Below are 26,585 nucleotides of genomic sequence, written 5' to 3' on the forward strand. Positions count from 1 at the left end.
ACTCCCATCCTGCGCGAGTTTCCAGGCCCCGGAAACACGAGAGCCGGCTGGCGCCGGCTCTCTATATTATGCAGATTTGGCCTCATCTCTGAGTTCTCTGCGCAGGATCTTTCCTACGTTGGTTTTCGGCAATTCGTCCCTGAATTCTACCAGTTTCGGCACTTTATATCCTGTTAAATGATGACGACAATGCTTGATAAGCTCCTTGTCGGTCAAAGATTTGTCTTTTGCCACCACAAAAATCTTCACCAGTTCACCACTGACCTCATGGGGTACCCCCACGGCGGCCACTTCAACTACCTTGGGATGCAAGGCCACTACCTCTTCCACTTCATTGGGGAAAACGTTGAAGCCAGAAACTAGGATCATATCTTTCTTGCGGTCAACGATATAGAAAAAGCCCTTTTCATCCATATAGCCGATATCGCCTGTGGCCAACCAACCGTCTTTGTCGATCACTTTGGCAGTTTCTTCAGGACGCTGCCAATAACCCAACATCACCTGGGGTCCCTTTGCGTAAAGCTCGCCTGTCTCCCCCTGAGGCAATACTTGACCATCGTCACCCCGTACCTGAATTTGTGTCGAAGGTGCTGGCAAGCCGATAGAACCGTTATAACCGGCCAAATCATAAGGGCAGCAAGCCACTAGAGGTGAAGCTTCGGTCAGGCCATAACCTTCGAGCAAGCGGGTCTTGGTGATGTTCTGCCACTTGTCGGCTACGGCGCGCTGCACTGCCATCCCCCCACCAATTGAGAGCTTGAGGCGAGAGAAATCCAATGCCTTAAACTCTTCACTGTTGACCAGGGCGTTGAACAGAGTATTAACTCCAGTCAGCGCGGTAAAAGGCGTTTTCTTGAGTTCGGCAACAAACCCAGGAATGTCCCTTGGATTGGTGATCAGCAAATTGTTGGCACCTTTATGCAGGAACAACAAACAATTCACCGTCAAAGCGAAAATATGGTAAAGCGGCAAGGCGGTTACCACAAACTCCTTGCCATCGTTGAGCAGGGGGGCATAAGCACCGTTGGCCTGCAATACGTTGGCAACTATGTTGCCATGGCTGAGCATGGCGCCCTTGGAAACGCCTGTGGTACCGCCGGTATATTGCAAAAAGGCCACATCATCACTCTTGACCTCAGGCTTGACATATTGTGCTTTCTTGCCGGCTCTCAAGGCTCGGCGCATGGAGATGGCGTGGGGCAGAGAGTATTTGGGTACCAAGCGCTTGATGTACTTCACCACAAAATTAACCAAGGTACGCTTGGGAGCACTCAAGAGATCACCAAGCCCTGTGATAATCACATTCTTGACCGGCGTTTGATCGACAACAGCTTCCAGCGTACTGGCAAAGTTGGACACAACCACGATAGCCTTGGCACCGGAATCGACCAGCTGATGCTTGAGCTCTCTTGGGGTATAGAGCGGGTTGACATTGACCACGACCATGCCGGCTCGCAACACACCAAACAGCGCGATAGGATATTGCAACAGGTTTGGCATCATGATCGCCACTCGATCGCCCTTTTGCAACTTGAGATCATTTTGCAAATAGGCAGCAAAAGCCCGGCTGCGCTCTTCCAACTTTCGGTAGGTCAGGGTTGCCCCCATATTGACGAACGCGGGCTGATCGGCATAGGTATTCACCGCCTTCTCAAACATCTCCAGCAAAGAAGTATAACGGTGTACATCAATTTCAGCTGGCACATCGGCAGGCAGACTGTTAATCCAGGGCTGGTCCACAAATTTCTCCTAAAATTCCGTCTTCAGCGGAAACGACTCTCTGTCGTTAAAGCCCGCGGCGTTTGCGGGCAAAGCACTGAGTATTTTTATGAAGTTCTTATTAAGGCCTTTGGCCTCGACTCTTGGTGTTTAACTTTCGCGCCGCAAAAATCATACGGGCGTTTAAAATTTTGATCATCATCACATAAAAGCTTTTATTTGCCTAGTCCCCCGGATTGGATTTTCTCCCATGGAGAAATCCGGCCAAGGTCTGCGCTACTTCGCTGGCATTGCCCATGTGTAAATGGTGATCCCCTTGTAGTTGCACTATTTGCAAGTCACTGTACCAGGCGCGGGCCTGGGGTAAACTCTGCACCAATCCAGGAAATCCCTGCTCACCCGTGATAAGTAAGCTGGGGATGGCGATCCCCTGCATCAGCGATGCTACCTGCTCAAAACAAAGTCGCATCGGCGAATCGAGTCGCAGTCTTGGGTCGCTGCGCCATCTGGCGCCTTGGGCATCAATTTGCATATTGCGCGTCACCAACAATCTGGACCAAGGCTCGGCCAATCCGGTCAGTTGTACCCGGGCTCTGATGGCCGATTCAACACTGTCATAAACCACTTGGCGGCGTTTGCTGCAAAGCATGCGTTTATGGGCTGTAAAGCTCTTTCTCAGTCTCGGCTTGACCTGCTCGACCGCTTCATAGAGAGGAGCGAAAGCTTCAATCAACAGCAGCTTGGCAACTCGCTCGGGAAACGCGGCAGCATAGGCGCTGGCGACGATTCCCCCCAGCGAATGCCCTAAAAGAATGACAGGTTCATCGACAGTTAAACTGTCGAGCAGCAACTCAAGATCATATAGATAATCAACCCAATGTAGTGGGTAATGCCCAGGTCTGTGCTCCGATAAACCATGTCCCGGCCAGTCGATGGCCAGAACACGATAATCATCCATCAGCTTCTCAGCCAAAGGGGCAAAGCTGTTGCTGTTATCCAGCCATCCATGCAATGCCAATATCAGGGGTTTATCTTCCGCGCCCCAGCATTGGGCGGCCAGGTTGAGATGCGGCAGCGGGATGTTCTGTGCTTTTACGGGGGCGGAAGGTTGCCACATAATTCCTCTGTTGTCAGCGTATCAGTTCGCTTTTTTGATAAATTTGAGTGTCATCCGGTCACTTTCTCCTATCTTGAGGTAAGTGTCCCTGTCCTGCTCACCCAATCGTAATGTCGGCGGCAAGGTCCAGACGCCTTTGGGGTAATCTTTACTATCCCTGGCATTGGCGTTGATCTCACTACTGGCTTCCAAGGTGAAACCGACCTTTTCTGCCAGTGCTATCATCTCACTTTGCATCATGTAACCGCTGTCAGGGCCGTTGCCGGCTTTGCCCCTGTGCTCAACCACACCAAAGACGCCGCCATCTTTAAGCACATTAAAGGCAGCCTGAAACACGGTTTGCAGTTGCCCCTGACTGGCCCAGTTATGCAGGTTTCTGAAAGTGAGTACAGCATCGGCGCTGGCATCTTCCCCCAGTTTGACCTGCGCGGGAGGATCCAATACCACCTGTTTGATTTTCCCAAGCTCTTTGGGGTGGGCTTGCAGCCATTCAAGATAACGCTTGCCCGCCTTGGCCCGATAACGGCTGCCAGGGGTGTCTTCCTGCGGCGCTGTGTTAAAACCGGCGGCAATATACTGCCCCTTGTCCGCCAACATGGGCGCCAGGATTTCTGTGTACCAGCCACCGCCGGGCCAGAGTTCAATCACGGTTTGCTCTGCGGTGATCCCAAAAAAAACCAGCGTTTGCTCTGGATGACGATATTGGTCGCGTTCAACATTGGCTTCCCGGCGAAAGTCACTGTTAACCGCCTCCAGCAACGCCTGTTCGCCGGCCTGCACCGCACCGCTGCCAAGCAGCAAGCCTGCCAATAGCCACACCTTGCCAAGCGGCGTTGCCAGCTTGCGATTGAATTGCTTGTATTCCATTTCCCTTCTCCTTTGAATCTGGACTTATGCTACGGCAACAGACCCGCCGACACGACTTTTTGGCACACACTAGTGCCAAATAAAATTGCAGTTCAAGCTAACAGTGAGCGGCAGACTTGCCAAGGATCAGTTTGATTTTCCATCTATGCGGCGCCAGCAAAGCAGTAGCGCCAATAAGCCGGAAGTGAACCACAGCAATACCCAGACGAACGCAGGCACCCAGCTGTACTCAGCCAGCAATACCGCATCCCCCCTGTCGTCCAGCCCCAGCAACACTGCAGGACTGGCAAGCGCGTTGAGCATCACCATCAAGGCCACCAGGCGCAGACTGCCGCTGAGCAATCGATTGCCGCCAAATTTCAGCGGCAGCAAAAACAGAACACTCAGGCTAATGAGGATACTCAGGGTCAGTACGTCCCGCCCCCACAACAGTATGGTGAGCAGCACCAAGGCGCCGATAAAGGCGAAACTTATACGGATCCCCCGCGGCCAAGTAGCCAGGTGGTAAAGCAGGCAGCCCCAAAAGGCCGCCCCCAAATAACCACTGAAGCCGATAAGGAGCGGCCAACCACCCTGACTGAAGCAGAAACCGGCGCCACTCGGAAAGAGTTGGATATGGCTGACAATCCCGCCGCTTAACAACGTTGCCAGCGCATGGGACAACTCATGGAAATAGCTTTCCAACCATTTGAAGGGTACAGAGACATAGGGCAGATGAGTCAACATCAAGGCCAGCAGGAGTTCCAGCAGAAACTGGCCTCTTCCGGGTAATTGCACTGAATGGGACGATTTTACAAACGCGTTAACGGCTGCGGAACTATCAGGCGTAGACATCTATGCCCACCATGGCTGAGATAGCGTCCCGCTGCGCGGCGTGTTGGGTATGGAGATAGAGGGCGATTGCATCAGAATGACCTGCGGTTTCCCGCTTCAGTTGCTCTCTTTGTTGGTATTTGTCGTTAAGGGCTTGGCTGTCAAACTCGACCAGTTGCCTGGATGGGCTGACAAGAATTTCATCATAAGTCTCAACGGTTTGCTGGGCACGCTCAGGAGGCCTGTTGCCGGCTACCGCCTGCGACAGACTTTGAACTGCACCCGGATGTCCCGTCTGCTTGATCATCATGATACTGGTTTGATCCCCGTTTACCCCTGGCCCTTGGGTTAATTAAGCCACCAGCGCCCTATTCTCTTCCTGGCAACTTTTTCCAGGCAACAGTATCTCGCAAATACACTGGCGCCAGCTCATCGACCGAGGTGGCCAGCCCTTGTTGCCAACCAAGGTTTGCCAAAGCAAGCATAGCACTGGCTTGAGGATATTTCACCGCATCCAGCAAGGTCAAGTTTTCGGCATGTTGTAAAAGTGCCGGGTAGGCATCAAACCCGGTGCCGCAGCAATACACCTTGTCCGCATTGGCAAAGGGCGAGGTCATTGTCTCTGGGGCGCTCACTTGCTCTATGCCAACCAGTTTGGCCATACCGGACTCCTGTTCAAACGCCGCCCAATAGATTTCGCCCATGCGGGCATCTATGGCACAAATCACCTGCTGTGCACCATGTTCGGTTATGGCCTGTTGCGCCATTGCTGCCAAGGTAGAGATGCCGATTACAGGGACATCCAGCCCTAGCGCCAACCCTTGAGTCATAGAGGTGCAGATACGGATACCGGTGAAACTGCCTGGCCCACGGCCATAGGCGATAAGGCCGATATCTTGCATCTTGAGCCCGGACTGACTCAGCAAGTTCTCTATCATGGGCAGCAATCTTTGGCTGTGTTCACGGGGCGCATCGACAGATTCCGCAATACTGCCACCTTGCCATGCCAGCGCCGCTGAGCAAAGTTCGGTACAGGTATCCAGAGCCAGAATAACAGGAGAGTTGGCAAGCTTAGTCGATGTCATGGGTTCAACCTTGATGGGCGAAGGCATGGCCTTCGGCGAGTTAATAGCGGCGGGATCATACCATCAAATACGCTGAAACCAAGCCCGGATCTGCCCTTGTGATCCTTATCATGGACAATGAGAACAGTTCTCAACTAATATGGAGTCCCCTTTTCGGTTAGCGTCTGTTATGTCCAGCCCTTCTCAATCTTCCAATGGAACCGCGGTTTCGCGGTTGAAACATGCCTTTGTCGCCGGTATTTGGGCCACGCTCATCAGCATAGCCATCGGGTTTTCCTTCAAAGTCTGGCTCGCAAGCTGGGTTCCCAAGGCGGACCTGGCCATCTATCACACGGTTATCGATATCATCTCGCTGTCACTGATCCTGATGACAGGCTTTCGCTCATCCATGGTGGTGTCTTACAGCCAGATCCGCAACGACAGGGATATCATCAATATTTTTCGCTATGCGCTGATCCTTGTGGTGCTGCTGACCTGGGGCATCATACTGCCCTACATCAAGCATAAGCTCGCCATAGATGTGGAGTACCTGCAGCTGGTGGGCATCATAGTCAGCATGGGACTCAAGGTGTACTTTACCAACTTGGTTGCCATGTATCGCCTCTATGAAATCAGCAATAAGGTAACCTGGCTGGAGCCGCTGTCTTTGGTGCTGGCCTTTGCCCTGTGTTACTACGGGCTGAGTATGGCGCCGCTGGGGGCACTCTTTTACGCTACAACGCTGTCATCTCTGATTATCGCGGCCTTTATGTATCTGAGAAGACGGCGTCAAATCGCCACCGCGCCGCTCGCCAAGGTCAATCTGGAGCCAGCACTAAAAAGCTTTATGAAGCGCAGTGTCACCGCCTCGCTCGAAGCCGGCTCCAGCATTCTGATGATCTATATTACCGTACTGCTGACCATACGTTATTTCAGTGTCGAAGAGTTGGGGGATTTCCAAGTGGTGGTCAGGCCGGTATTTACCTACATGACCTTGCTGTTTGTATTCCCCATCTACCGCTTCGTATTGCCTGAATTGGCGGTCTGTGTTCGCGCCCAGGACAATGAACAGATCCGCGCCATCAAACACTGGCTCTACAAGCTGGCGCTGGTTGTCAGCATCAGTTTCTTTGTTGTCATGCTGCTGGGCGGCGAGAGTCTGTTCAGAATGTTGTTTCCGCCCCAGTATCACGGCGCCGTCCCGGTACTGCTGCACTATGCCATTTTCTTCATCTTTCTAATGCTTAACGGCTACCAACTGGCCTATATCAAGGCCGAAGGCTACTTCAATGCCAGTTTGCTGATCCGCCTCGCCGGCATAGTTACTCTGGTGGGCGCCTTCTTCCTGCTCAGGCAACTGACGGCCAATGTGGTGGCCGTGATCCTCGCTCTCGGCTGCGGTTACTTAATGATGTACCTGATAGGTGCTCTGGTGGAGCGCCATATCCGCCGCAGTAAAACCCTGGGCTCACCGGTCGTTTCCTAAGGAAGGTGCGAACAAGTCCCATCTGTGCTCTGCGTTGGCTTACGGGCACCAACCAAGGAAAGCGGCCAGTCTGATTTACTCTTGAGTCAATTGCGCTTGATAGTAGCTTCGGGCTATGGCCGTTTTCACCTTCAGCGGCTAAGGTTAACCCCAAGGAATAGTACGCAATAGCAAAGGATTGGAGGCCAGGGAATGCCAGGCGCCTATGCACACCTCACAATGGTCAATAGCCTCAGACAGCCACTTGAGCTGGAGGCTGTTCCCAATATGCCCAAGGCCGCTATTCGCGCCTTACTGAGACACTTCAAGTACTGCGAACTTGGAGCGGTCAGCCCGGATTATCCCTATCTTGCTCTCAATGACCGCCAACAGGCCAAAAGCTGGGCCGACAAGATGCATTACCAGCATAGCGGCGAAATGCTCAAGGCCGGGGTTCGTCACCTGGCATGCTGCGAAGGGGAAGAACGCGACAAAGGCCTGGCCTGGTTGCTGGGCTATTGTGCCCATGTGATCACAGATGTCACTGTGCATCCGGTTATTGAGATGAAAGTCGGCCCCTACAAAGACAACGCCGATGCCCACAGGCATTGTGAAATGCATCAGGATGCCTACATCTATCCCAAGCTCAATCTCGGGGCAATCGGTCTGTCCGAACACTTGGATTCCGGCATTGCCGCCTGCTGCGATGCCACAGGCCAGAAACTGGATCCTGTCATAGAGAGATTGTGGGACAACTGCTTCAAAGATGTATATAGAGAGGAATGGGCCAATAATCCGCCAGCCATCAATGACTGGCATAAAGGCTTTATCACCGTGGTGGACAAGATTGCCGAGGAAGGCAACAGACTGCTACCTTTTGCCCGCCACTTGGGCGTCAAGTTCGCCGTCCTCTACCCGAGCCAAGAGCAGATTGAAACAGCGTATTTAACCCTAGCTACCCCTGAAGGCGAGATGCATTATGACGAGATTTTTCTGCGCGCCAAAGAAAACGTCAAACACTTTTGGCAACTCATCGCCAGCGGCGTACTGGCGCAAGACAGCACCTATCTGGAAAGTATCAAAGATTGGAATTTGGACACGGGCCGAAATGCCGCAGGTAAACTGGCGTTTTGGCAGGAACAGACCTAACAGGAACTAGCGCCGACCTACTATTTGTAGATAAGGATTCAAGGATGAAGTCAATTTTCCATCAAGGCCCAATCGTCTGCCTGCTGCTAGCGCTGCTACCAATACTTGGTGGCTGCGGTCTCGGTGACAGGCATGAACAAGACTACCAACCACTGGCACCGGCACTGACCAAAGTAACCAGCGCCGCCGAGGCCACCATACGTTATGACGACCATCCTGACAGCATAGATGGTCAAAGCTTGTTGGCGTTGGCTACCGCCCATGATGCCTCTCTGCTCGAGCCATTCCGCCAATATCAACTGCATCTGTTTCGTATCGAGGATCATGCCCTCTTGTTGCTGTGCAGCGCAGACGGTAAAAGGGCTCTGATGGAAGACAGTGGCTGCACCGCCAAACTCGATAAACAACATTGGCAACAGGGCACACATCCCTGCGAAACCAGTATTGCACCTGCCAACATCTGCCAGGAAGAACTGTGATCTTCATCATAGAGTCCCGTTTCGGGCAAAGGGTATCCTAAGCGCTATTGGGCGCTTGTGCCCCTTTAACCTCAATAGCTTAGTGCTGGTTGCCAGATCTTGAGAAAAGTGCCGGCAAACAGCTATCCGCCATAGCAGTAAAGGAACTCTCATGTCAGACAGTCATTGCCGTCACGGCAGCTTCACCAAACCTCTTCGTCGCCTTCGCCGTCTTCGCAGCTCAGAAGCCATGCGGGATCTGGTTCGCGAGCAGCAAGTTTCCCTGACCGATCTGGTGCACCCACTGTTCATCGAAGAAGGCATTACTGAGCCTGTGGCCATCAGTACCCTTCCCGGGATCAGCAGATTGCCCGAGAGCATGCTGGCAGCTGAGATCCGTGAGCTGAAGGCCCTCGGGATCCGCTATGTGATGCCCTTTGGTATTTCACACCATAAAGATGCCATCGGCAGCGATACCTGGAACGATGATGGCCTGTTGGCTCGGATGATCCGCACCATCAAGCAGGAAGCACCCGAGATGCTGGTGATCCCGGATATCTGTTTCTGCGAGTACACAGATCACGGCCACTGTGGTGTGGTTGAGCACAATGAAGTTTGTAATGACGCGACTGTGGAAAACCTGGTCAAGCAGTCTGTCTGCGCTGCCCGCGCCGGTGCCGACATGCTGGCTCCTTCGGCCATGATGGACGGCCAAATTCGGGCCATACGTGAGGGCCTGGATGCGGCCGGTTTTGAAAATGTCGCCATTTTGGCCCACGCGGCCAAGTTTGCTTCCTCTTTCTATGGCCCATTCCGGGCGGCGGTAGATTGTGAACTCAGCGGCAATCGTAAAGGTTATCAACTGGATAGCGCCAATGGCCGGCAAGCGCTGTTGGAGGCCCTGCTCGATGAAGAGGAAGGCGCCGATATTTTGATGGTTAAGCCAGGTACGCCTTATCTGGATGTGTTGTCACAATTGAGAGAGCGTACCGAGTTGCCTTTGGCGGCTTATCATGTGGGCGGTGAGTATGCCGGGATCAAGTTCGCGGCTCTGGCCGGCGCTCTGGACGAAAGGGCCGTGGTTACCGAAAGCTTTGTCGGCTTCAAACGCGCCGGTGCCAGCTTGATTGTCAGCTACTACACCAAGCAATTTGCTTCCTGGCTGGCCGCAGATCGCGGCTAATCGCTAGTACAGAGAGCAAAAAGGCGCTTAGTTTTAGGCGCCTTTTTACTATCAACTTATTTGTTCCAAAAATTGGATTAATACTATCAAATACAGTATCTAACTGTTTTTAATCAATCTATCCCTTCAAGAAAAGACAAAGCAGACTGCAAGTTGCGGGTTCGGTACATGGGCGGCAACGAGTTGAGAAATGCCTGACCATAGCTGCGATTGACGATGCGGTTATCACAGAGAATTAGCACACCGCGGTCGCTCTCGTCACGAATGAGCCGTCCAACACCCTGCTTGAGTGCTATCACCGCCTGGGGCAAGGCCAACTCCATAAAGGGGTCTCCCTGACGCTTGTTGATCTCTGCGGCTCTGGCGCGATAGAGATTATCGTCCGGGGACACAAAGGGCAGTTTGTCGATTATCACGCAAGAGAGTAACTTGCCGCGCACATCCACGCCTTCCCAAAAACTGCCGGTGCCCAGCAGCACGGCATTACCCAGCTGACGAAACTTTTTCAGCAGAGTCTGCTTACCGGCGCTGCCTTGCACCAGGAGTGGATAGCGGCTGCGACCATGAAGCGCCTGCGCCACCCGTTGAAGCATCCTGTGACTGGTAAACAAAATAAAGGTTCGGCCCTTAGCCGCATTAATCGCCTGTTCGCACACCTCAAGCAGGCGCCGAAATTGATAATCCCCTTCAGAGCGCACATCCCCAAGCTCCCTGGGGACACACAAAATAGCCTGGCGCCGATAGTCAAAGGGGCTGTCCAGAATAAGCTCCCTGGCCCCCTTAAGCCCCAATGTCCGGCAAAAATGGCTCAGGCTGCGATTCACCTGTAGCGTTGCCGAGGTAAATAGCCAACGGGTTTGCACCTCAAACAGCGCCTTACACGCCTTGGCAACATCAATAGGCGCCATTCTCAGCGTCGGCAGGCGACTGCCCTGCTCTATGCTGTAAGCCGCACTTTGATCTTCACAGTTAAAAAACTGCTCCAGCTGCCCACAGTAGTCGAGCCATTTTTCCAGGCAATCATCCAGTTCATCACTGCGACCGATATTGGCCAGCATCACCCGCTCCAGCGCCCGAAACTCTTCGAGCAGCTGCCAGCATTGCCTCGCAAGTTCTTTATCGGCCAACAAGGGGCGCCAGTCGCTTTGCCCGGAAGCCTGAGTCATCTGCGCCCAATCCGCCAGGCGGGAGCCGCAGCGTCTGGCGAGATCGCTCAGTTGTGAAGTATCCCTGAGTTCCTGTTGATATACCGCTTCCACCCGCTCCAGCACTCGCTGCATGGCCGCGAGCGACAGCTGGCGACCAAAGTAGGTTACGGCGATATCGGCAAGCAGGTGAGCCTCATCGAAAATCACCGCATCGGCATCGGGCAATAACTCGGCAAAGCCGGTATCCTTGAGGATCCTGTCGGCAAAAAACAGATGATGGTTAACCACTATAATCCTGGCTTCCAGGCTTTTCTGTCTGGCCTTGCGGGTAAAGCAGCTGTCATAGAAGGCGCAGCGCTTGCCGCTGCAGCGCTCTTTCGAAGAAGCCACCAGCGCCAGTGCCGGTGACTGCTCGGAAACCGTGGCCAGAGTGCCGAGATCGCCATCTGTGCTGGCCGCGGCCCATTGATTTATCCTGAGCAGATCATCAAGCACTTCCGGGCTGCGGCTCTGGGCCCCATCCAACTGCTGCTCCAGCAATAACTGACACAGATAATTGTTGCGCCCTTTGAGCAGCGCCACCCTAACTTGCAGATCCAGCATCTGCAGCAAGGCCGGCAGATCTTTATAAAACAGCTGTTCTTGCAGGTTCTTTGAGCCGGTGGAGACAATCACTTGCTTACCGGAGAGCAGCGCCGGGATCAGATAACCGAAGGTCTTGCCAACCCCGGTGCCGGCTTCGAGCACCAAAGGCACTGCAGCGCCGCTTGAGCCATGGAGTAACTGGGCCACTTCTCGGGCCATCTCCAGTTGCGGTTCTCTGGGCTTGAAGCCCCTGATATTGGAGGCCAAAGGGCCGCCCGGGGCGAAGGCCAGTGCCGTTTCGCTGACGAGTCGATTACGCATTGTGCTCCATTTTGCCCTAGGGTATGGCGTGCATTATCGCTATTTGAGTGACGGATACAAGGGACAAACCTTATCGCCAAGCCGCTCTAGCCAACAGAATTGGCATTGATATAGTTAACATAACCACTTAAACCAAACTCTTCAGGCTAAGGATTCGCAAACTTATGCCCAAGCGGGCCGTTTGATGAATCCTTTTCAAGCAGCAGATATTTTTTGATTTTGGGTGTTGCAAAATCCGGCCAAAGGGATTAGCTTAAAAACACACCAGCCGAATCGGCTCAGAATTGAATGTTTATGCGCTGCCAAATTACAGCGTGAAATCACAGGATTTATTACATGACACAGCTTCGCAACGCTATCCATCATCACCACCACGAGCGGTAGCCTTCGGAGCTGACTGCCGAAGGTTCATTCCTTCTGGCGGTTGATTCATAAGATCTGAAAACCCCTGGAAGGAATTCCGGGGGTTTTTCGTTTCCGGATTTGAGTTTTTTAACCAAGATTGAATTGACCAACAGGAATGACCACTATGACTTTAAATCGACTGCGCATCGCCATCCAGAAATCGGGCCGGCTTTCGAAAGAATCACAACAACTGCTGAAAAACTGCGGCGTAAAATTCACCGTCAACGAACAGCGTCTGATAGCCCACGCCGACAATATGCCACTGGATCTGCTGCGGGTGCGTGATGACGACATTCCCGGCCTGGTCATGGATGGCGTGGTCGATTTGGGGATCATTGGCGAGAATGTGCTGGAAGAGGAGCAGATAGAACGGCAGACACTGGGCAAACCTTCGGCCTGCAACAAACTCAGACAACTGGACTTCGGCGCCTGCCGTCTGTCGCTGGCGGTACCCAGTGAGTTCCCTTATCAGGACGCCGCCTCACTGGAAGGCTTGCGAATTGCCACTTCCTACCCCAACCTGCTGCGCCGTTTTATGCAAAATAAAGGCATAAGTTATCGCGACTGTATGCTCAAGGGCTCGGTAGAGGTCGCTCCCCGCGCCGGACTTGCCGACGGGATCTGCGATCTGGTTTCCACCGGCGCTACTCTGGAAGCCAACGGCCTGTACGAGACCGAAGTGATCTTTCGCTCTATGGCCTGTGTCATCCAATCACAGCAAACCCAAACCCCGGCCAAACAGGCCTTGATAGACAAGCTGATGAGCCGGGTCAACGGCGTCATTCGTGCCCGTGAAAGCAAATATATCCTGCTGCACGCTCCCACAGAAACCCTGGAGCAGATTGTTGCCCTGCTGCCCGGCGCGGAGAACCCCACAGTGTTGCCGCTCAACGATGACAGCAACCGGGTCGCCATCCACGCGGTCAGCACCGAAGATCTGTTCTGGGACACAATGGAAGAGCTGACCAAGCTCGGTGCCAGCTCGATTCTGGTAATGCCAATTGAAAAGATGATGGGGTGAAGCATGCAGTATCTGATATGGGACAAACTGAGCGAAAGCGAGCAGGCCGCCGCGCTCCAGCGCTCCTCCCTGGTGAGCAGCAAAGCGCTCGAGCAGAGCGTCAGCGAGATCATTGAGGCCGTCGCCGCCAAGGGGGACCAAGCCCTCAGGGAGTACAGCGAGCGCTTTGATGATATCCCCCTTGAAAATATCGCCCTCAGTCAGGCGCAAATAAAAGCCGCTGCCCAGGACGTGAGCCCTGAGCTCAAAGACGCCATCAAGACCGCCATGGCCAACATAGATGTGTTCCACAGCGCGCAGCAGCCTCAGGCTTTGGATATCAATACCCAGACCGGAGTGCGCTGTGAGCTCAGAAGCGAAGCCATAGACAGCGTCGGCCTCTACATACCGGGCGGCAGCGCGCCGCTAATCTCCACTGTGTTGATGCTGGCGCTGCCGGCACGAATCGCCGGTTGTCGCCGCCGGGTCTTGATAAGCCCGGCTCCGATAGACAGCGCCATCATCTACGCCGCCAGCGAATGCGGCATCGAAGAGATTTACCAATCCGGTGGCGCCCAGGCCATTGCCGCGCTGGCATTGGGCACGGAAACCATAGCACCGGTGGACAAGATATTTGGCCCCGGCAACCGTTACGTCACCGAAGCCAAGCGCCAGTTGTCCCAGGACCCCAGGGCGCGAGTCAGTATCGACATGCCCGCGGGGCCATCCGAAGTGCTGGTCATCGCCGATGAGACTGCGAGTCCAGCCTTTGTGGCGGCCGATCTCCTGTCACAGGCCGAGCACGGTCCCGACTCTCAGGTGATATTGCTCTCTAGCTGTGAATCGCTGGCAAAAGCCGTCATCCAAGAGCTGGACAAGCAGCTTGCGTCCCTGCCCCGCGCCGATATTGCCCGCCAGGCATTGGCCGAAAGCCGTATTTTACTGCTCGATTCACTGGATAAAGCCGCAGCCGTTTCCAACCGCTATGGCCCCGAGCACCTGATCATCCAGACCCGCAGCCCAAGAGCGCTGCTGGCGCAAATTCGCGCTGCCGGCTCTGTGTTTCTCGGCCCTTATACCCCGGAATCTGTGGGTGATTACGCCAGCGGCACCAACCATGTGCTGCCCACTTACGGCTACAGCCGCTCGGTATCCAGCCTGTCACTGGCAGATTTCTGCCGCCGCTTTACCGTGCAGGAGCTGAGCGCCGAAGGTCTGTGCGCCTTGGGGCCCTCGGTAATGACCCTGGCCCAGGCAGAGCAGCTTGACGCTCACAGCAATGCCGTTGCCCTGCGTCTGGCCTCTCTTGGGGTATCCGGAGCAGAAGCTTCAACCGAGAGTGTTTCATCCCCAAGTGCTTTATCCGAGAGTGTTTCATCATCGCGCGCGCCGTCCGCGAGTATGGAGGAATAAAAGCCATGCCTGCAGCCATCAATACCCCCACAGAGGATCCAAAGAACAGCACTGCAGCCGTTACCCGCCAAAGCCGCGAGCTGGCCGCCGCTCTGGCCCGCCCCGAGCTTTTGGCGCTCGAGCCCTATCAAAGCGCCAGGCGCCTTGGCGGCCAGGGGGAAGTCTGGATCAACGCCAACGAATCCCCCTTCAACCACACGGATATCGACCGGGTCAATCGCTACCCCGAGTGCCAGCCGCCAGAGGTGATAGCCGCCTATGCCGCCTATGCCGGAGTCTCAGATTTGCAGCTCATCTGTAGCCGCGGCGCCGATGAAGCAATAGAGTTGCTGATCCGCACCTTTTGCACCCCGGGGGCAGACAGCATCGCCCTCTTTGGCCCCACCTACGGCATGTACGCCATCAGCGCCGCGACCTTCAATGTCGAGGTCAAGACACTGTCGTTGGATGACAACTTTCAGTTGCCCAAAGCGTTAACCCTGGCCCAAGGCGCCAAACTGCTGTTTATCTGCAACCCCAACAACCCCACAGGCACCTGGGTAAGCCAGGGTGAAATTCTGCGGGTGCTCGAGGCCATGCCAAACACGCTGGTGGTAGTGGATGAAGCCTATATTGAATTCAGTCCCGAGCTGAGCGCCGCCTCTTTGCTCGAGCGTTATCCCAACCTGGTTGTGCTGCGCACCCTCTCCAAGGCGTTTGCCCTGGCCGGAGCCCGCTGCGGCTTTATGCTGGCCAATGAAGGCATTATCGAGATGGTAAAACAGGTGCTGGCCCCCTACCCGGTACCTGTCCCTGTGGCACGCTTGGCGGCTTTGGCGTTAAGCCCTGAGGGCATAGCCAGAATGCAGGCCGATGTGGCGCTGCTCAAGACCCAGGGGCAAAGAGTGGCTGCGGCGCTGGAAAGACTCGGTGCCCGGGTACTGCCAAGTGGCGGCAACTATCTGCTGGCGTATTTCGCCGATGCCCCCAAGGTGCGTGAGCAGTTGCAGCGCTTTGGCATAGTCGCCCGCAGCTACCGGGATCCGCGTCTTGTCGACGCCATACGTTTCAGTTTCAGCGATGACTCAGATACCGAGCGGCTGCTCGCCGCCCTGAGCCAGGTGCAATAACGATAATAATCAGCCCGGCAGCGGCCGGCACAAGGAAACATCAATGAGCCAGAAAATACTCTTTATCGATCGCGACGGCACCCTTATTGAAGAGCCGCAAACCGACAAACAGGTGGACAGACTGGATAAGCTGGTGTTTGAACCCGGCGTTATTCCGGCACTGCTCAAACTGCAAAGCGCCGGTTACCGCTTGGTGATGGTCTCCAATCAGGATGGCCTGGGCACCCCCTCCTTCCCGAAAGAAGACTTCGATGCCCCCCACAATCTGATGATGCAGATTTTTTCAAGCCAGGGGGTCAACTTCAGCGAGGTGTTGATTTGCCCTCACTTCAACGATGAAAACTGCAGTTGCCGCAAACCCAAACTCGGGTTGGTAAAAGCGTTTCTGACCCAGGGCCTGGTAGATTTCACCCGCTCGGCAGTTATTGGTGATCGGGAAACCGATATTGCCCTGGCCGAGGCCATGGGCTTGACCGGCTATCGCTATGACAGGGAAAAGCTCAACTGGGGCGATATCTGTGATGCCCTCTTGAGCCGGGGTCGCCAGGCAACTGTGGTGCGCACCACCAAAGAGACCGACATTCGGGTCGAGGTGGATCTCGACCGCGCCGGCAACAGCGACATCAATACCGGCATAGGCTTTTTCGATCACATGCTGGATCAGATTGCCACCCACGGCAACTTCAAACTGGCGGTCAAGGTTGACGGCGATCTTGAGATAGACGATCACCACAGTGTGGAAGATACCGCGCTGGCGCTGGGCGATGCTTTGCGTCAGGCGCTGGGCGATAAACGCGGCATTGCCCGCTTCGGTTTTTCCCTGCCCATGGATGAAGCCCGCGGCGACTGCCTGCTGGATCTCTCCGGCCGTCCCTTCCTCAAGTTCAACGCCGTATTTGAGCGGGAAAAGGTCGGGGAGCTGGCCACAGAGATGGTAGCGCACTTCTTTCGCTCCTTTGCCGACGGCCTGCGCTGCACCCTGCACCTTGGTTGCGAAGGCGACAACGACCACCACAAGGTAGAGGCGCTGTTCAAGGTGCTGGGGCGCACTCTGCGCCAGGCCATCAAGGTTGAAGGTGATGCCTTGCCTTCCAGTAAGGGAGTGTTGTAATGACCCAAGCCATTGCCAAGACAGTGATTATAGATACCGGCTGCGCCAACTTGAGCTCGGTGAAATACGCCTTTGAGCGCCTCGGCGCCGAAGTCTGTATCAGTGATGATGCCGAGGTTATCCGCAGCGCCGAAAGAGTGGTGCTTCCCGGGGTGGGCACAGCCAGAGCCGCCATGGCGGCGCTCACTGAAAAGCAGTTAATTCCTGTTATCAAGGCGCTGAAACAGCCGGTGCTGGGAGTGTGTCTCGGTATGCAGCTCATGTGTGATAGCTCGCAGGAAAGTGGCGAGAATACCGATGAATGCCAGTGTCTTGGGCTGATCCCGGGCACTATACGTTCACTCGACTGCAAGGGGTTGCCCAGTCCACATATGGGCTGGGATCAACTGAGCCCCGTACTTGATGTAAACGGCCAAGCGCACCCGCTGTTTGCCGGTATCGATGAAGGCAGCTACTGCTATTTCGTCCATTCCTTTTGCGCCGCGCCTTCGGCGGCCACCATAGCCGAATGCTGTTACGGCGAGCGTTTCAGTGCCGCCATTGCCAAAGACAACTTTATGGGAGTGCAGTTTCACCCGGAAAAGAGCGCCGCTATCGGCAGCCTTATCCTGGCTAACTTTCTCACTCTGACCCAGGATGATTTTAACGGAGCCGCAGCATGATTATACCGGCAATCGATCTTATAGAAGGTCAGGTAGTGCGCTTGTTTCAGGGCGATTACCAACAGGAAACCCGCTTCAATCTGCAACCTGAGGCTCAACTGCTCGCTTATCAGGCCCAGGGCGCTTCGCTCTTGCATCTGGTGGACTTGACCGGCGCCAAAGACCCTGAGCGCTGCCAGAGCAGCTTGATAGCTTCGCTCGCGGCCGCCCTGGATACACCACTGCAAGTGGGCGGCGGCGTGCGCAGTCAGCGTCAGCTCGATGAACTATTCAAGGCCGGGGTTTCCCGGGTAGTGATAGGTTCATTGGCGGTGCGTGAGCCCAAACTGGTTGGCGCCTGGCTCGAGCAATACGGTCCTGATGCCATCTGTCTGGCGCTGGATGTCAATATCAATGCCGCGGGCGAGAAAATAGTGGCGGTTCACGGCTGGCAGAGTGGCGGTGGTAAAACCCTGGAATCTATGGTGGCCCAGTTTGCCCCTTTGGGCCTTAAAAATGCCTTGGTCACCGACATCAGTCGTGATGGCACCATGACGGGGGCCAACACGGCACTGTACCGCGAGTTGGCGCAGACCTTTCCCGATATCGCCTGGCAGGCCTCCGGCGGTATCGCCAGTCTGGATGATGTGGCTGCAGTCAGGGATTCCGGCGCCAGCGGCCTGATTATCGGCAAGGCCTTGCTCACCGGCGAATTCAGCGTAGAGGAGGCGATCGCATGCTGGCAAAACGTATAGTCCCTTGTCTCGATGTACGGGACGGTAAGGTGGTCAAAGGCGTGCAGTTTCGTAACCACGAAACCATAGGTGATATCGTACCGCTGGCGGCCAGATATGCCGCCGAAGGCGCCGATGAACTGGTGTTCTATGATATCACCGCCAGCGCCCACTCGCGGGTGGTGGATAAGTCCTGGGTCAGCCGGGTGGCACAGCAGATAGATATACCCTTCTGCGTGGCCGGCGGCATCAAGACCCTGGCCCAGGCTCGCGAGCTGCTGGCATTCGGTGCCGACAAGATCTCCATCAATTCACCGGCACTGTCGGATCCCAGCCTTATTCGCAGGCTGCAGGATGAATTCGGCCGCCAGTGCATAGTGGTGGGTATAGACTCTTTCTTCGATGCCAATGACAACAGCTATAAGGTGAAACAGTTTACCGGCGATGAAGCGGCGACCCGCGACACTCAATGGCACACCTTGGATTGGGTCGAAGAGGTGCAGCGCCAGGGCTGCGGCGAAATCGTCCTCAATGTGATGAACCAGGATGGGGTGCGACAGGGTTATGATATCGAGCAGCTCGCCAAAGTGAGAGCCGTCTGTGATGTGCCGCTTATCGCCTCCGGCGGTGCCGGCACCATGGCGCACTTTCTCGAGGTCTTCGACAAGGCCAAGGTCGATGCCGCTTTGGCCGCCAGCGTATTTCACAAGGGGATCATAGAGATCCAGGCGCTGAAAGCCTTTCTCAAGCAAAGTGGCGTCGCCATTCGCAGCTAATGCCCTATGCCCCACAACCCAATACAGGTATTTGATATGACAACCGAGACAAACAATGCCGACTGGCTCAAACAGTTGGACTGGGATAAACAACAGGGATTACTGCCGGCCGTAGTGCAGGACTTTCACAGCGGCAAGGTGTTAATGCTGGGTTATATGAACCGCGAAGCCCTGGATGTCACTCTGAGCAAAGGCCTGGTGACCTTTTACAGCCGCAGCAAACAGCGGCTGTGGACCAAAGGCGAAAGCTCGGGCAATCTGCTGCAATTGGTCAGCATAGGAGTGGACTGTGACAACGACAGCCTGCTGCTGCAGGCCAACCCCTTAGGCCCCACCTGCCACAAGGGGACTGACAGCTGCTGGGATAATCCGGCCTGCGGCGAAGTGCACCCCTTTATCAATCGCCTGCAAAGCCTTATCGCCTCCCGTAAGGAAGAAGACCCCAACGAGAGCTATACCGCTTCGCTGTTTCAGCGCGGTACCAAGCGCATTGCCCAGAAGGTGGGCGAAGAGGGTTTGGAAACCGCGCTGGCGGCGGCCACTCATGATCGCGAAGAGTTGGTGAATGAAGCCTCGGATCTCCTCTATCACCTCTTGGTACTGCTGGAAGATCAGCAACTGTCCCTCGATGATATCCATGCCAACCTGGCCAAACGCCACACCCAGGCAAATAAAGGAAAGTCTTAGCCTAGTATTGTCCCCCATGCCCCTTGAGGGGCATGTACCAAGCCTTTGCAGTGAATGGATAACTAACCGCTGGGAATGCTCTGGTTGGAACGAGGATGAAGCTTCAATAATATATCAACAAGAAGGCTCCCCTTCTTGTTGACAATTAAGCGAGGGCGAAATGTTATTATTTAGGCTGCAACGATTTGCTGCTGGGCTCTTAGCGGATGCAAGCGATCGTGCATCACCTTGATCGTTTCGAAGCGGGTCAGGGTTTTGACATCGCTGAGTCGGCATTCGTTGGCCAACATCATCACCAAAGAAGCCTGCAACCCGGTCTCTACCACCATCACCAGCACGCGATCCCCACGACATTTGAGATCAAACATCTTGCCCGGCTCACTGTAGACACAGACCCCACTAGGCTCAAAAAACCATGATTTGGGCATCTGTGGCTTTTGCATAAAGTGGGCAGCAGTGGCATTTAATGCCAGTTGAACAATTTGAGCATCCGTCAACGACAGTGACTTGGTCAGCCGATCAAGCAGGTCAATATAGAACTTGGCGTGCTCGACGCTAAATTCTGCTTCTTTCATTGCATCCGGTATCAAAGTTTTGGCTTTATAAGGAGTCAGAAATTCCATTTCCGAACCTAACGATACGCTAAGGACACCATACGAATCGTTATATCTCCATTGCCAATCTCTATTTGGCATTAATAACATAACGCAATCCAATAAGACCTGTGATTTATTACAGATGGAATAATAGATGATATTTTACCCAATATCAAAAAAAGTTTTAGATATTAGATTGAGATAACAATATCTTAGAACGATCCTTTAGATCAAAAAACGATCGATATAATCAAAAAAGGATCGCATACGCGATCCCTTTGGCTGTTTTTTAACTTATTTGGATCTATAGGCGTCAACAATATCTTTAATTAATTTTGGACCCTGGTAAATAAAGCCTGAATAAATCTGCACCATGCTCGCTCCGGCATCCAATTTTTCCAAAGCATCATCGGCACTATTAATCCCACCTACCCCCAAGATCGGGATCTCACCTTTCAAACACTGCGCGAGATATTTTATCACCTTGGTTGACAGCTGGTTCAGCGGCTTACCGCTGAGGCCTCCGGTCTCGTTGGAGTTGGCTAAGCCGCTGACCCCATCACGGGTCAAAGTGGTATTGGTCGCGATGGCGCCATCGAACTTATGTTTCAATAACGACTCGGCAATCTTTTCGATCTCTTCTTCAGTCAGATCCGGCGCAATTTTCAATGCAATGGGGACATATTTACCATGCTTTTCTGCCAGCTCAATTTGTTTGTTTTTTAGGCTAGATAACAAGTCATCCAATAATTCGCCATATTGCATGGTACGCAGGCCAGGAGTATTGGGTGATGAGATATTGACTGCGATGTAATCGGCATAGGCGTATACCTTATCCATACAGATCAGATAATCATCTTTCCCCTGCTCTACCGGTGTATCTTTATTTTTACCTATATTGACACCGACCATGGCGTTAGATTTTTTAGCCTTGAGATTGGCCACCAGATTATCTACGCCGAGATTATTAAAACCCATGCGATTGATAATCGCCTTGGCCGGCTTAATCCGGAAAAGCCGTGGTTTATCGTTACCGGGTTGCGGTCTTGGAGTCACAGTTCCGACTTCAATATGACCAAATCCCATGGCATGAAAGGCATCGATACATTCACCGTCTTTATCCATACCGGCAGCCAAACCGACGGGATTGGGAAATGTCAGCCCCATGAATTCGACCGGGGCCGGGGCAAAATGCTGCGCATAAAAGCAGTTCAGCGGTGAGTTACCTGTTGCTCTGAGGCTGCCTATGGCCAAGTTATGGGCGCGCTCAGGATCCATCTGAAACATGACTTTTTGTGCGAGTTTGTAAAACATGGTTTCTCCTAGACCTAAAAAAAGCCCCGGCGTTTGCCAGGGCTCTTATTGTTATAATAGCTTACTTCTGCCCTTCGCAGTGCAGGATCAGCAGATTCAGTTCTCGTAACGCTACAGAAAACTTCGCAAATTCATGAGTTTGCGAGGTTTTGAAGTCAGCCAGCATGTGGAACCAGCGCTCCAGCAAGCCCTGATTGAGTTCGACCCACTGCTCAATAATGGCATCGGACTCACAACTATCGCTACAACTGCGCAGTACCGCCGAAGTCAGTGCTCTTTGCTGCCAATCCAACTCCTCGCGGAACGCCGCCCTGGCCAGTGCCTGCCAGTGGTTGGCCACTGGTTGACCACCTATCTGTTCCAAGAACCAGTGCAGATCGATTCTGGCACCCAACTTAAAGTAAGTCTCGGCCACCAAGGAAATCGGCTTGGATTCCAGCTGAGCTATCTGAGCGATATCCAGTGCCGAGAACAGCGTGCTCATCTTGGCAACCAGACTGGCCACCTCGTGAGGCACGGCTTCTTTTTCCAGCGCGGCAATATCTTCTTCGATACCCGCCAGTTCATCGGCCACCAAGTAGGAACGGATATTGGTTTTCAGCTCGTCAAACACCGGCTTATAGAAAGCTACTACCTGTTCAATGCCCATATTCCGGCTGCGATTACGCAGGAACCAGCGACAGGCGCGGCGCATGTTACGGCGCAGCTGGTGCAGCATTTCACCCTGAACAACCGCGGGTACTATGCCGTTCAAATCAGTAATGGCTTTGGTTAAATCTGCCAAACCAAACACTTCACGGGCCATAGTGTAACAAATGGCGGCATCGGCAACTGAGGCGCCTGTCTCATCCTGCATACGCTGGACAAAATTGAGCCCCATATCGTTAACCAGTTCATTAGCCAGCGAAGTGGCGATGATCTCGCCGCGCAGCGGATGCTGAGTCATCTTGTCGGCATATTGTTGTTGCAATTTACCGGGGAAGTAGTTGACCAGCAGTTGGCTCAACCAGGCATCCTCTGTGATATCGGGCGTCAACAATTGCTCCTTGAGCACCATCTTGGCGTAAGCCACCAATACAGACAGTTCAGGACGGGTCAAACCACGACCGCTGGCCAGACGCTCTGAAAGCTCCTCTTCTGTGGGCAGGAACTCCAGTGCCCGGTCCAACTTGCCCTCTTTTTCCAGGTAGTTGATAAAGCGGATCTGCTCTTTGAGCTGTTCGGCGCCGCGCACCTGGGTCACAGAGATGGTACGGGTCTGATCTTTACAGTCCTGCAGCACTATCTGCGCCACTTCGTCAGTCATCTCTTCCAGCAGGCGGTTACGCTGCTTGAGGGTCATCTCGCCTTCGGCCACCAGGGCGTTAAGCAGAATTTTGATGTTAACTTCGTTATCCGAGCAGTCTACACCGCCTACGTTATCGACAAAGTCGGTGTTGATACGACCGCCATTGGCTGCGTATTCAATCCGGCCGAGCTGAGTACAGCCTAGGTTACCACCTTCGCCTATGATCTTAGCCTTAAGCTCATTGCCATTGACTCTCAAACCGTCGTTGGCGCGGTCGCCAACTTCGGCGTGAGTCTCTTTGCTAGCCTTGACATAAGTGCCGATACCGCCATTCCAGATCAGATCTACCGGCATTTTCAGCAGGCACTTGATCAGCTCGGTCGGTGTCATCGCATCCTTGTCAGTCGCCAGCATCTTCTTGATTTCCGGCGTCAAACTGATGGACTTGGCGCTACGGGCAAACACGCCCCCCCCCTTTGGAGATCAGCTCCTTGTTGTAATCTTCCCAGCTGGAGCGGGGCAGATTAAACAGACGCTTGCGCTCAACAAAGCTGGTCGCTGAGTCCGGCGTTGGGTCGATAAAGATATGCATGTGGTTAAAAGCGGCCACCAGCTGGGTATGCTCAGACAAGAGCATGCCGTTACCGAATACATCGCCGGCCATATCACCGATACCGACACAGGTGAAATCTGTGGTCTGGCAATCGATACCCACTTCGCGGAAGTGACGTTTCACCGACTCCCAAGCGCCACGGGCGGTGATCCCCATCTTCTTGTGGTCATAACCGTTAGAACCACCGGAAGCAAAGGCATCACCCAGCCAGAAGCCATATTCAATAGCAATGGCGTTGGCAGTGTCAGAGAAGGTGGCTGTTCCTTTATCGGCAGCGACCACCAGGTAAGGATCGTCTTCATCGTGACGCACCACATCCATAGGGGGCACTAGGTCACCGTTGACGATATTGTCTGTGATATCCAGCAGACCCCGGATAAAGATCCGGTAGCATTCCTGACCTTCGGTGAAGAAGGCTTCACGTCCGCCCTCGGTCGGCAACTGTTTACAAACAAAGCCTCCCTTGGCACCCACAGGCACAATCACAGTGTTCTTAACCTGCTGTGCCTTCACCAGCCCCAGCACTTCGGTACGGAAGTCTTCGCGGCGATCAGACCAGCGCAGACCACCACGGGCCACCTTACCACCGCGCAGATGCACACCCTCAACCCTTGGGCTGTAGACGAAGATTTCAAACTTCGGCAGTGGCTTGGGCATTTCTGGGATCTGATCCGGGGCAAACTTGAAGGAGATATAATCCTTCGGCAAACCCGCAGCATCTTGTTGATAGAAGTTGGTTCTCAACGTGGCGTTGATAAGTTCCAGATAGCGACGGATGATACGGTCATCATCCAGGCTGGAGACATCATCGAGACGCAGATTGATCTGCTCGATAAACTTGTCCAGCGTGCGGGTCTTCAGCTTGGGGTTGAACTTACGAATAAACATCTTCACTAGCGAATCGGCGATCTGCGGATAACGGCTGAAGGTTTCTTCGATGTAAGCCTGGCTGAAGGTTGCATCGATTTGGCGCATATACTTGGCATAGGCGCGCAGCACTGACACTTCGCGGCCGGAAAGTCCGGTAGCCAGCACCATACGGTTGAAGCCATCATCTTCCAGCTTCTTCTGCCAAACCTGTGCCAGCGCAGTCTGGAATCTGTCCTGACTGTCAGCCAGATTCTCAGTGGCGCTGCCTTGTACCGTCATCAGGAAGTCGAGGATCCAGAAGGTCGCCCCATCTGTGGTCTTCACTTCATAAGGGCGCTCATTGATCACCCTGAGACCGAAGTTTTCCAGCATAGGCAGCACATCCGACAGATGGATAGGCTCATCCTTGTGGAACAGCTTCAAACGCACCTTGTTACTGCCGGGTGCCGCTTCCTGCGGCTGATAGAACAACATGCCCAGCTTATGATCGTCGTCCAGCGCTTCCAGTTGTTGCAGATCTACCACGGCCGAGGTGGCCAAGACATCATCTTTGTAACTCTGTGGGAAAGCGGTCAGATAACGCTTGAACAGGCGGGTGCCCTGCTCTTCACCCAGTGAATTGTTGAGCGCGCTTTGAAGTTTATCTTCCCATAAGCGTGCCGCTTCAATCAGGTTGTTTTCTATGGCAGCCACATCGAGTTCCAAATTATTGTTGTTGTCGACTTTAACTATGTAGTGGGTACGGGCCAAGCTCGACTCGGAGAAGTAAGTGGTAAACTCCACCTCTTCAGTGCTGTTAAAGGTTTGGGCAAAGATCCTTTGAGTCTCTTCACGCAGGCGGGTGTTGTATCTGTCTTTGGAGACATACACCAAACAAGACAAGAAACGGCCGAAACCATCTTTACGGACAAACAGTTTGAGTTTGTCTCTGTCCTGCATATCCAACACACCGTGTGCCATGTGCGACAGCTCATCGACACTGGCCTGAATAATCTCATCCCTTGGCAGGTTTTCCAGAATATTCATCAGAGCCTTGTAATCGTGGGAGCGCGGTGCCAGTCCTGACTTGTCCATTACCCGCTGGATCTTCTCGGCCAGCAGGGGGATCTCTTTCGGGCTACGGTTGTATAGATTAGAGGCGTACAAGCCGATGAATCTATCTTCACCGACAACATTACCGGCCTCATCGAAACGTTTGACGCCGATATAATCGACATAAGCAGGCCTATGAACCCGGCTCTTGGCACTGCTCTTGGTCAGGATCAACAGGCTGTTGTCCAATGCTTCACGGCGAGCCGACTCTGAGAAAGAAGACAGCATTAAGCCGTGCTCGGGCTGCGCCTTGCCGGGTTTATTCATCAGGCCAAGGCTGCTGGCCATATCGGGTACCAGCTCAACGTCACCCTCGACTTTACGCAGGTCGTAGCGACGATAACCCATCAGAGTAAAGTGATGGTTGTTCAAATAGTTAAGGAAGCGAGTCGCTTCTTCAAGCTCGGCCTTGTCACCGGGGAATGGGCGCTTGGGCAACTCTTCTGCTACTTCGGCCAACTTGTCGGACATGGCACTCCAATCATTGACGGCGGCGGCCACATCGCCGAGCACGGACTCTATCTCTTTTTCGAGTTGTTTTATGTCCTTGTCGCTGCTTTGGCGGTCGATTTCAATCAGGAAGACCGCCACCTTATCGCTGTCTTCCTTGCTGTCGTTAACAAAGCTGACGCGATTGATGTCTTTGCCTTGGCGCTCGATGGCCAGTGGCGTATGCAACATCATATGAGCGGTGATCCCCAAACGGTTGAGAGCCATACCCAAAGAATCCACCAAGAAAGGCATGTCGGGCTGCACAACTTCGATGATGGAGTGGGTTGATTGCCAGCCGTGCTTGGCCTGGCTTGGGTTGAATACCCTTAAATGAGTTTCCCCACAAGGCGTGCTGTTCAGGGCATTCCAAAGACTCAAAACGGCACCGTAGAGATCGCTGTCGTTACGGGCTTGGAGATCGTCTTTGGACATGTGAGCGTAGAGGCAGGTGGCGAACTGTTCCACCTGATTTGCTTGTGCTTTAGGGACTTTGGAGCGAATTAAACTGACTACCTTTTCAAGTAGTACTGAAGGCATTGCATCTTTCAAGGCCAT

At 53.8% G+C, this 26,585-nt stretch carries 21 protein-coding genes and 1 pseudogene; 12 read left to right on the forward strand and 10 right to left on the reverse strand.

The features are described from left to right. Positions 1 to 66 precede the first annotated feature (66 nt). From fadD to tsaB, 6 genes are all read right to left on the reverse strand, one after another. On the reverse strand, positions 67 to 1,740 hold the full coding sequence (gene fadD, locus CBE72_RS05555) for a long-chain-fatty-acid--CoA ligase FadD (protein ID WP_100142670.1): 1,674 nt from the start codon (positions 1,738 to 1,740) through the stop codon (positions 67 to 69). 202 nt (positions 1,741 to 1,942) lie between these two features. Further along, complete coding sequence (locus tag CBE72_RS05560) at positions 1,943 to 2,836, reverse strand: alpha/beta fold hydrolase (RefSeq protein WP_100142671.1); 894 nt, start codon at positions 2,834 to 2,836, stop codon at positions 1,943 to 1,945. Positions 2,837 to 2,857: 21 nt separating this feature from the next. Next, positions 2,858 to 3,703: a class I SAM-dependent methyltransferase gene (locus CBE72_RS05565; protein ID WP_100142672.1), complete on the reverse strand. Its 846-nt coding sequence runs from the start codon at positions 3,701 to 3,703 to the stop codon at positions 2,858 to 2,860. A 126-nt stretch (positions 3,704 to 3,829) separates the two neighbouring features. Continuing rightward, on the reverse strand, positions 3,830 to 4,537 hold the full coding sequence (locus CBE72_RS05570) for a M50 family metallopeptidase (RefSeq protein ID WP_100142673.1): 708 nt from the start codon (positions 4,535 to 4,537) through the stop codon (positions 3,830 to 3,832). After that, on the reverse strand, positions 4,524 to 4,826 hold the full coding sequence (locus CBE72_RS05575; protein ID WP_100142674.1) for a hypothetical protein: 303 nt from the start codon (positions 4,824 to 4,826) through the stop codon (positions 4,524 to 4,526). Before CBE72_RS05575 ends, CBE72_RS05570 begins: the two co-directional genes overlap by 14 nt. Before the next feature lie 58 nt (positions 4,827 to 4,884). Continuing rightward, on the reverse strand, positions 4,885 to 5,601 hold the full coding sequence (gene tsaB, locus CBE72_RS05580; protein WP_100142675.1) for a tRNA (adenosine(37)-N6)-threonylcarbamoyltransferase complex dimerization subunit type 1 TsaB: 717 nt from the start codon (positions 5,599 to 5,601) through the stop codon (positions 4,885 to 4,887). Positions 5,602 to 5,770: 169 nt separating this feature from the next. Here tsaB and CBE72_RS05585 point away from each other — a divergent pair, with 169 nt between their 5' ends. From CBE72_RS05585 to hemB, 4 genes are all read left to right on the forward strand, one after another. Then, positions 5,771 to 7,066, forward strand: a complete 1,296-nt coding sequence (locus CBE72_RS05585) for an MATE family efflux transporter (protein ID WP_100142676.1) — start codon at positions 5,771 to 5,773, stop codon at positions 7,064 to 7,066. Positions 7,067 to 7,258: 192 nt separating this feature from the next. Further along, entirely contained in the window at positions 7,259 to 8,194 is a 936-nt protein-coding gene (locus CBE72_RS05590) for a zinc dependent phospholipase C family protein (RefSeq protein WP_100142677.1), read from the forward strand. Between the two features lie 44 nt (positions 8,195 to 8,238). After that, positions 8,239 to 8,673 carry a hypothetical protein gene (locus CBE72_RS05595; protein WP_100142678.1) on the forward strand — a complete coding sequence of 145 codons (435 nt, stop codon included), beginning with the start codon at positions 8,239 to 8,241 and terminating at the stop codon, positions 8,671 to 8,673. Positions 8,674 to 8,824: 151 nt separating this feature from the next. Continuing rightward, positions 8,825 to 9,835 carry a porphobilinogen synthase gene (gene hemB / locus CBE72_RS05600; protein WP_100142679.1) on the forward strand — a complete coding sequence of 337 codons (1,011 nt, stop codon included), beginning with the start codon at positions 8,825 to 8,827 and terminating at the stop codon, positions 9,833 to 9,835. A 113-nt stretch (positions 9,836 to 9,948) separates the two neighbouring features. On the opposite strand, the gene CBE72_RS05605 is transcribed toward hemB, so the two are convergent. Then, positions 9,949 to 11,889 (reverse strand): DNA repair helicase YoaA, encoded by a 1,941-nt coding sequence (locus CBE72_RS05605; protein ID WP_100142680.1) that lies wholly within the window; start codon positions 11,887 to 11,889, stop codon positions 9,949 to 9,951. 529 nt (positions 11,890 to 12,418) lie between these two features. On the opposite strand from CBE72_RS05605, the gene hisG reads away from it, so the two are divergent. The 8 genes from hisG to hisIE are packed head-to-tail and all read left to right on the forward strand — an operon-like array spanning position 12,419 to position 19,765. Further along, entirely contained in the window at positions 12,419 to 13,315 is an 897-nt protein-coding gene (gene hisG, locus CBE72_RS05610; protein WP_100142681.1) for an ATP phosphoribosyltransferase, read from the forward strand. A gap of 3 nt (positions 13,316 to 13,318) precedes the next feature. Continuing rightward, positions 13,319 to 14,707, forward strand: a complete 1,389-nt coding sequence (hisD, locus tag CBE72_RS05615) for a histidinol dehydrogenase (RefSeq protein WP_100142682.1) — start codon at positions 13,319 to 13,321, stop codon at positions 14,705 to 14,707. A 5-nt stretch (positions 14,708 to 14,712) separates the two neighbouring features. Then, the gene (gene hisC, locus CBE72_RS05620; protein WP_100142683.1) at positions 14,713 to 15,816 is read left to right on the forward strand and encodes a histidinol-phosphate transaminase; all 1,104 of its coding nucleotides are present in this window, start codon (positions 14,713 to 14,715) and stop codon (positions 15,814 to 15,816) included. 43 nt (positions 15,817 to 15,859) lie between these two features. Continuing rightward, the gene (gene hisB / locus CBE72_RS05625; protein ID WP_100142684.1) at positions 15,860 to 16,927 is read left to right on the forward strand and encodes a bifunctional histidinol-phosphatase/imidazoleglycerol-phosphate dehydratase HisB; all 1,068 of its coding nucleotides are present in this window, start codon (positions 15,860 to 15,862) and stop codon (positions 16,925 to 16,927) included. Then, positions 16,927 to 17,589, forward strand: coding sequence for an imidazole glycerol phosphate synthase subunit HisH (gene hisH / locus CBE72_RS05630; RefSeq protein ID WP_100142685.1), 663 nt, complete (start codon positions 16,927 to 16,929; stop codon positions 17,587 to 17,589). The genes hisB and hisH overlap by 1 nt, the downstream gene beginning before the upstream one ends. After that, positions 17,586 to 18,323, forward strand: a complete 738-nt coding sequence (hisA, locus tag CBE72_RS05635) for a 1-(5-phosphoribosyl)-5-[(5-phosphoribosylamino)methylideneamino]imidazole-4-carboxamide isomerase (protein WP_100142686.1) — start codon at positions 17,586 to 17,588, stop codon at positions 18,321 to 18,323. The genes hisH and hisA overlap by 4 nt, the downstream gene beginning before the upstream one ends. After that, positions 18,305 to 19,078: an imidazole glycerol phosphate synthase subunit HisF gene (gene hisF / locus CBE72_RS05640; RefSeq protein ID WP_044734598.1), complete on the forward strand. Its 774-nt coding sequence runs from the start codon at positions 18,305 to 18,307 to the stop codon at positions 19,076 to 19,078. Before hisA ends, hisF begins: the two co-directional genes overlap by 19 nt. A 36-nt stretch (positions 19,079 to 19,114) precedes the next feature. Next, on the forward strand, positions 19,115 to 19,765 hold the full coding sequence (gene hisIE, locus CBE72_RS05645) for a bifunctional phosphoribosyl-AMP cyclohydrolase/phosphoribosyl-ATP diphosphatase HisIE (protein ID WP_100142813.1): 651 nt from the start codon (positions 19,115 to 19,117) through the stop codon (positions 19,763 to 19,765). Positions 19,766 to 19,935: 170 nt separating this feature from the next. On the opposite strand, the gene CBE72_RS05650 is transcribed toward hisIE, so the two are convergent. The 3 genes and pseudogenes from CBE72_RS05650 to CBE72_RS05660 form a co-directional block, all read right to left on the reverse strand. Next, positions 19,936 to 20,469 (reverse strand): cell division protein ZapC, encoded by a 534-nt coding sequence (locus tag CBE72_RS05650; RefSeq protein WP_100142687.1) that lies wholly within the window; start codon positions 20,467 to 20,469, stop codon positions 19,936 to 19,938. 186 nt (positions 20,470 to 20,655) lie between these two features. Next, entirely contained in the window at positions 20,656 to 21,675 is a 1,020-nt protein-coding gene (gene pyrD / locus CBE72_RS05655) for a quinone-dependent dihydroorotate dehydrogenase (RefSeq protein ID WP_100142688.1), read from the reverse strand. A 61-nt stretch (positions 21,676 to 21,736) separates the two neighbouring features. Further along, positions 21,737 to 26,585, reverse strand: a pseudogene (locus CBE72_RS05660) (NAD-glutamate dehydrogenase).

It is taken from the genome of Shewanella carassii, from assembly GCF_002777975.1.
Lineage (GTDB): Bacteria > Pseudomonadota > Gammaproteobacteria > Enterobacterales > Shewanellaceae > Shewanella > Shewanella carassii.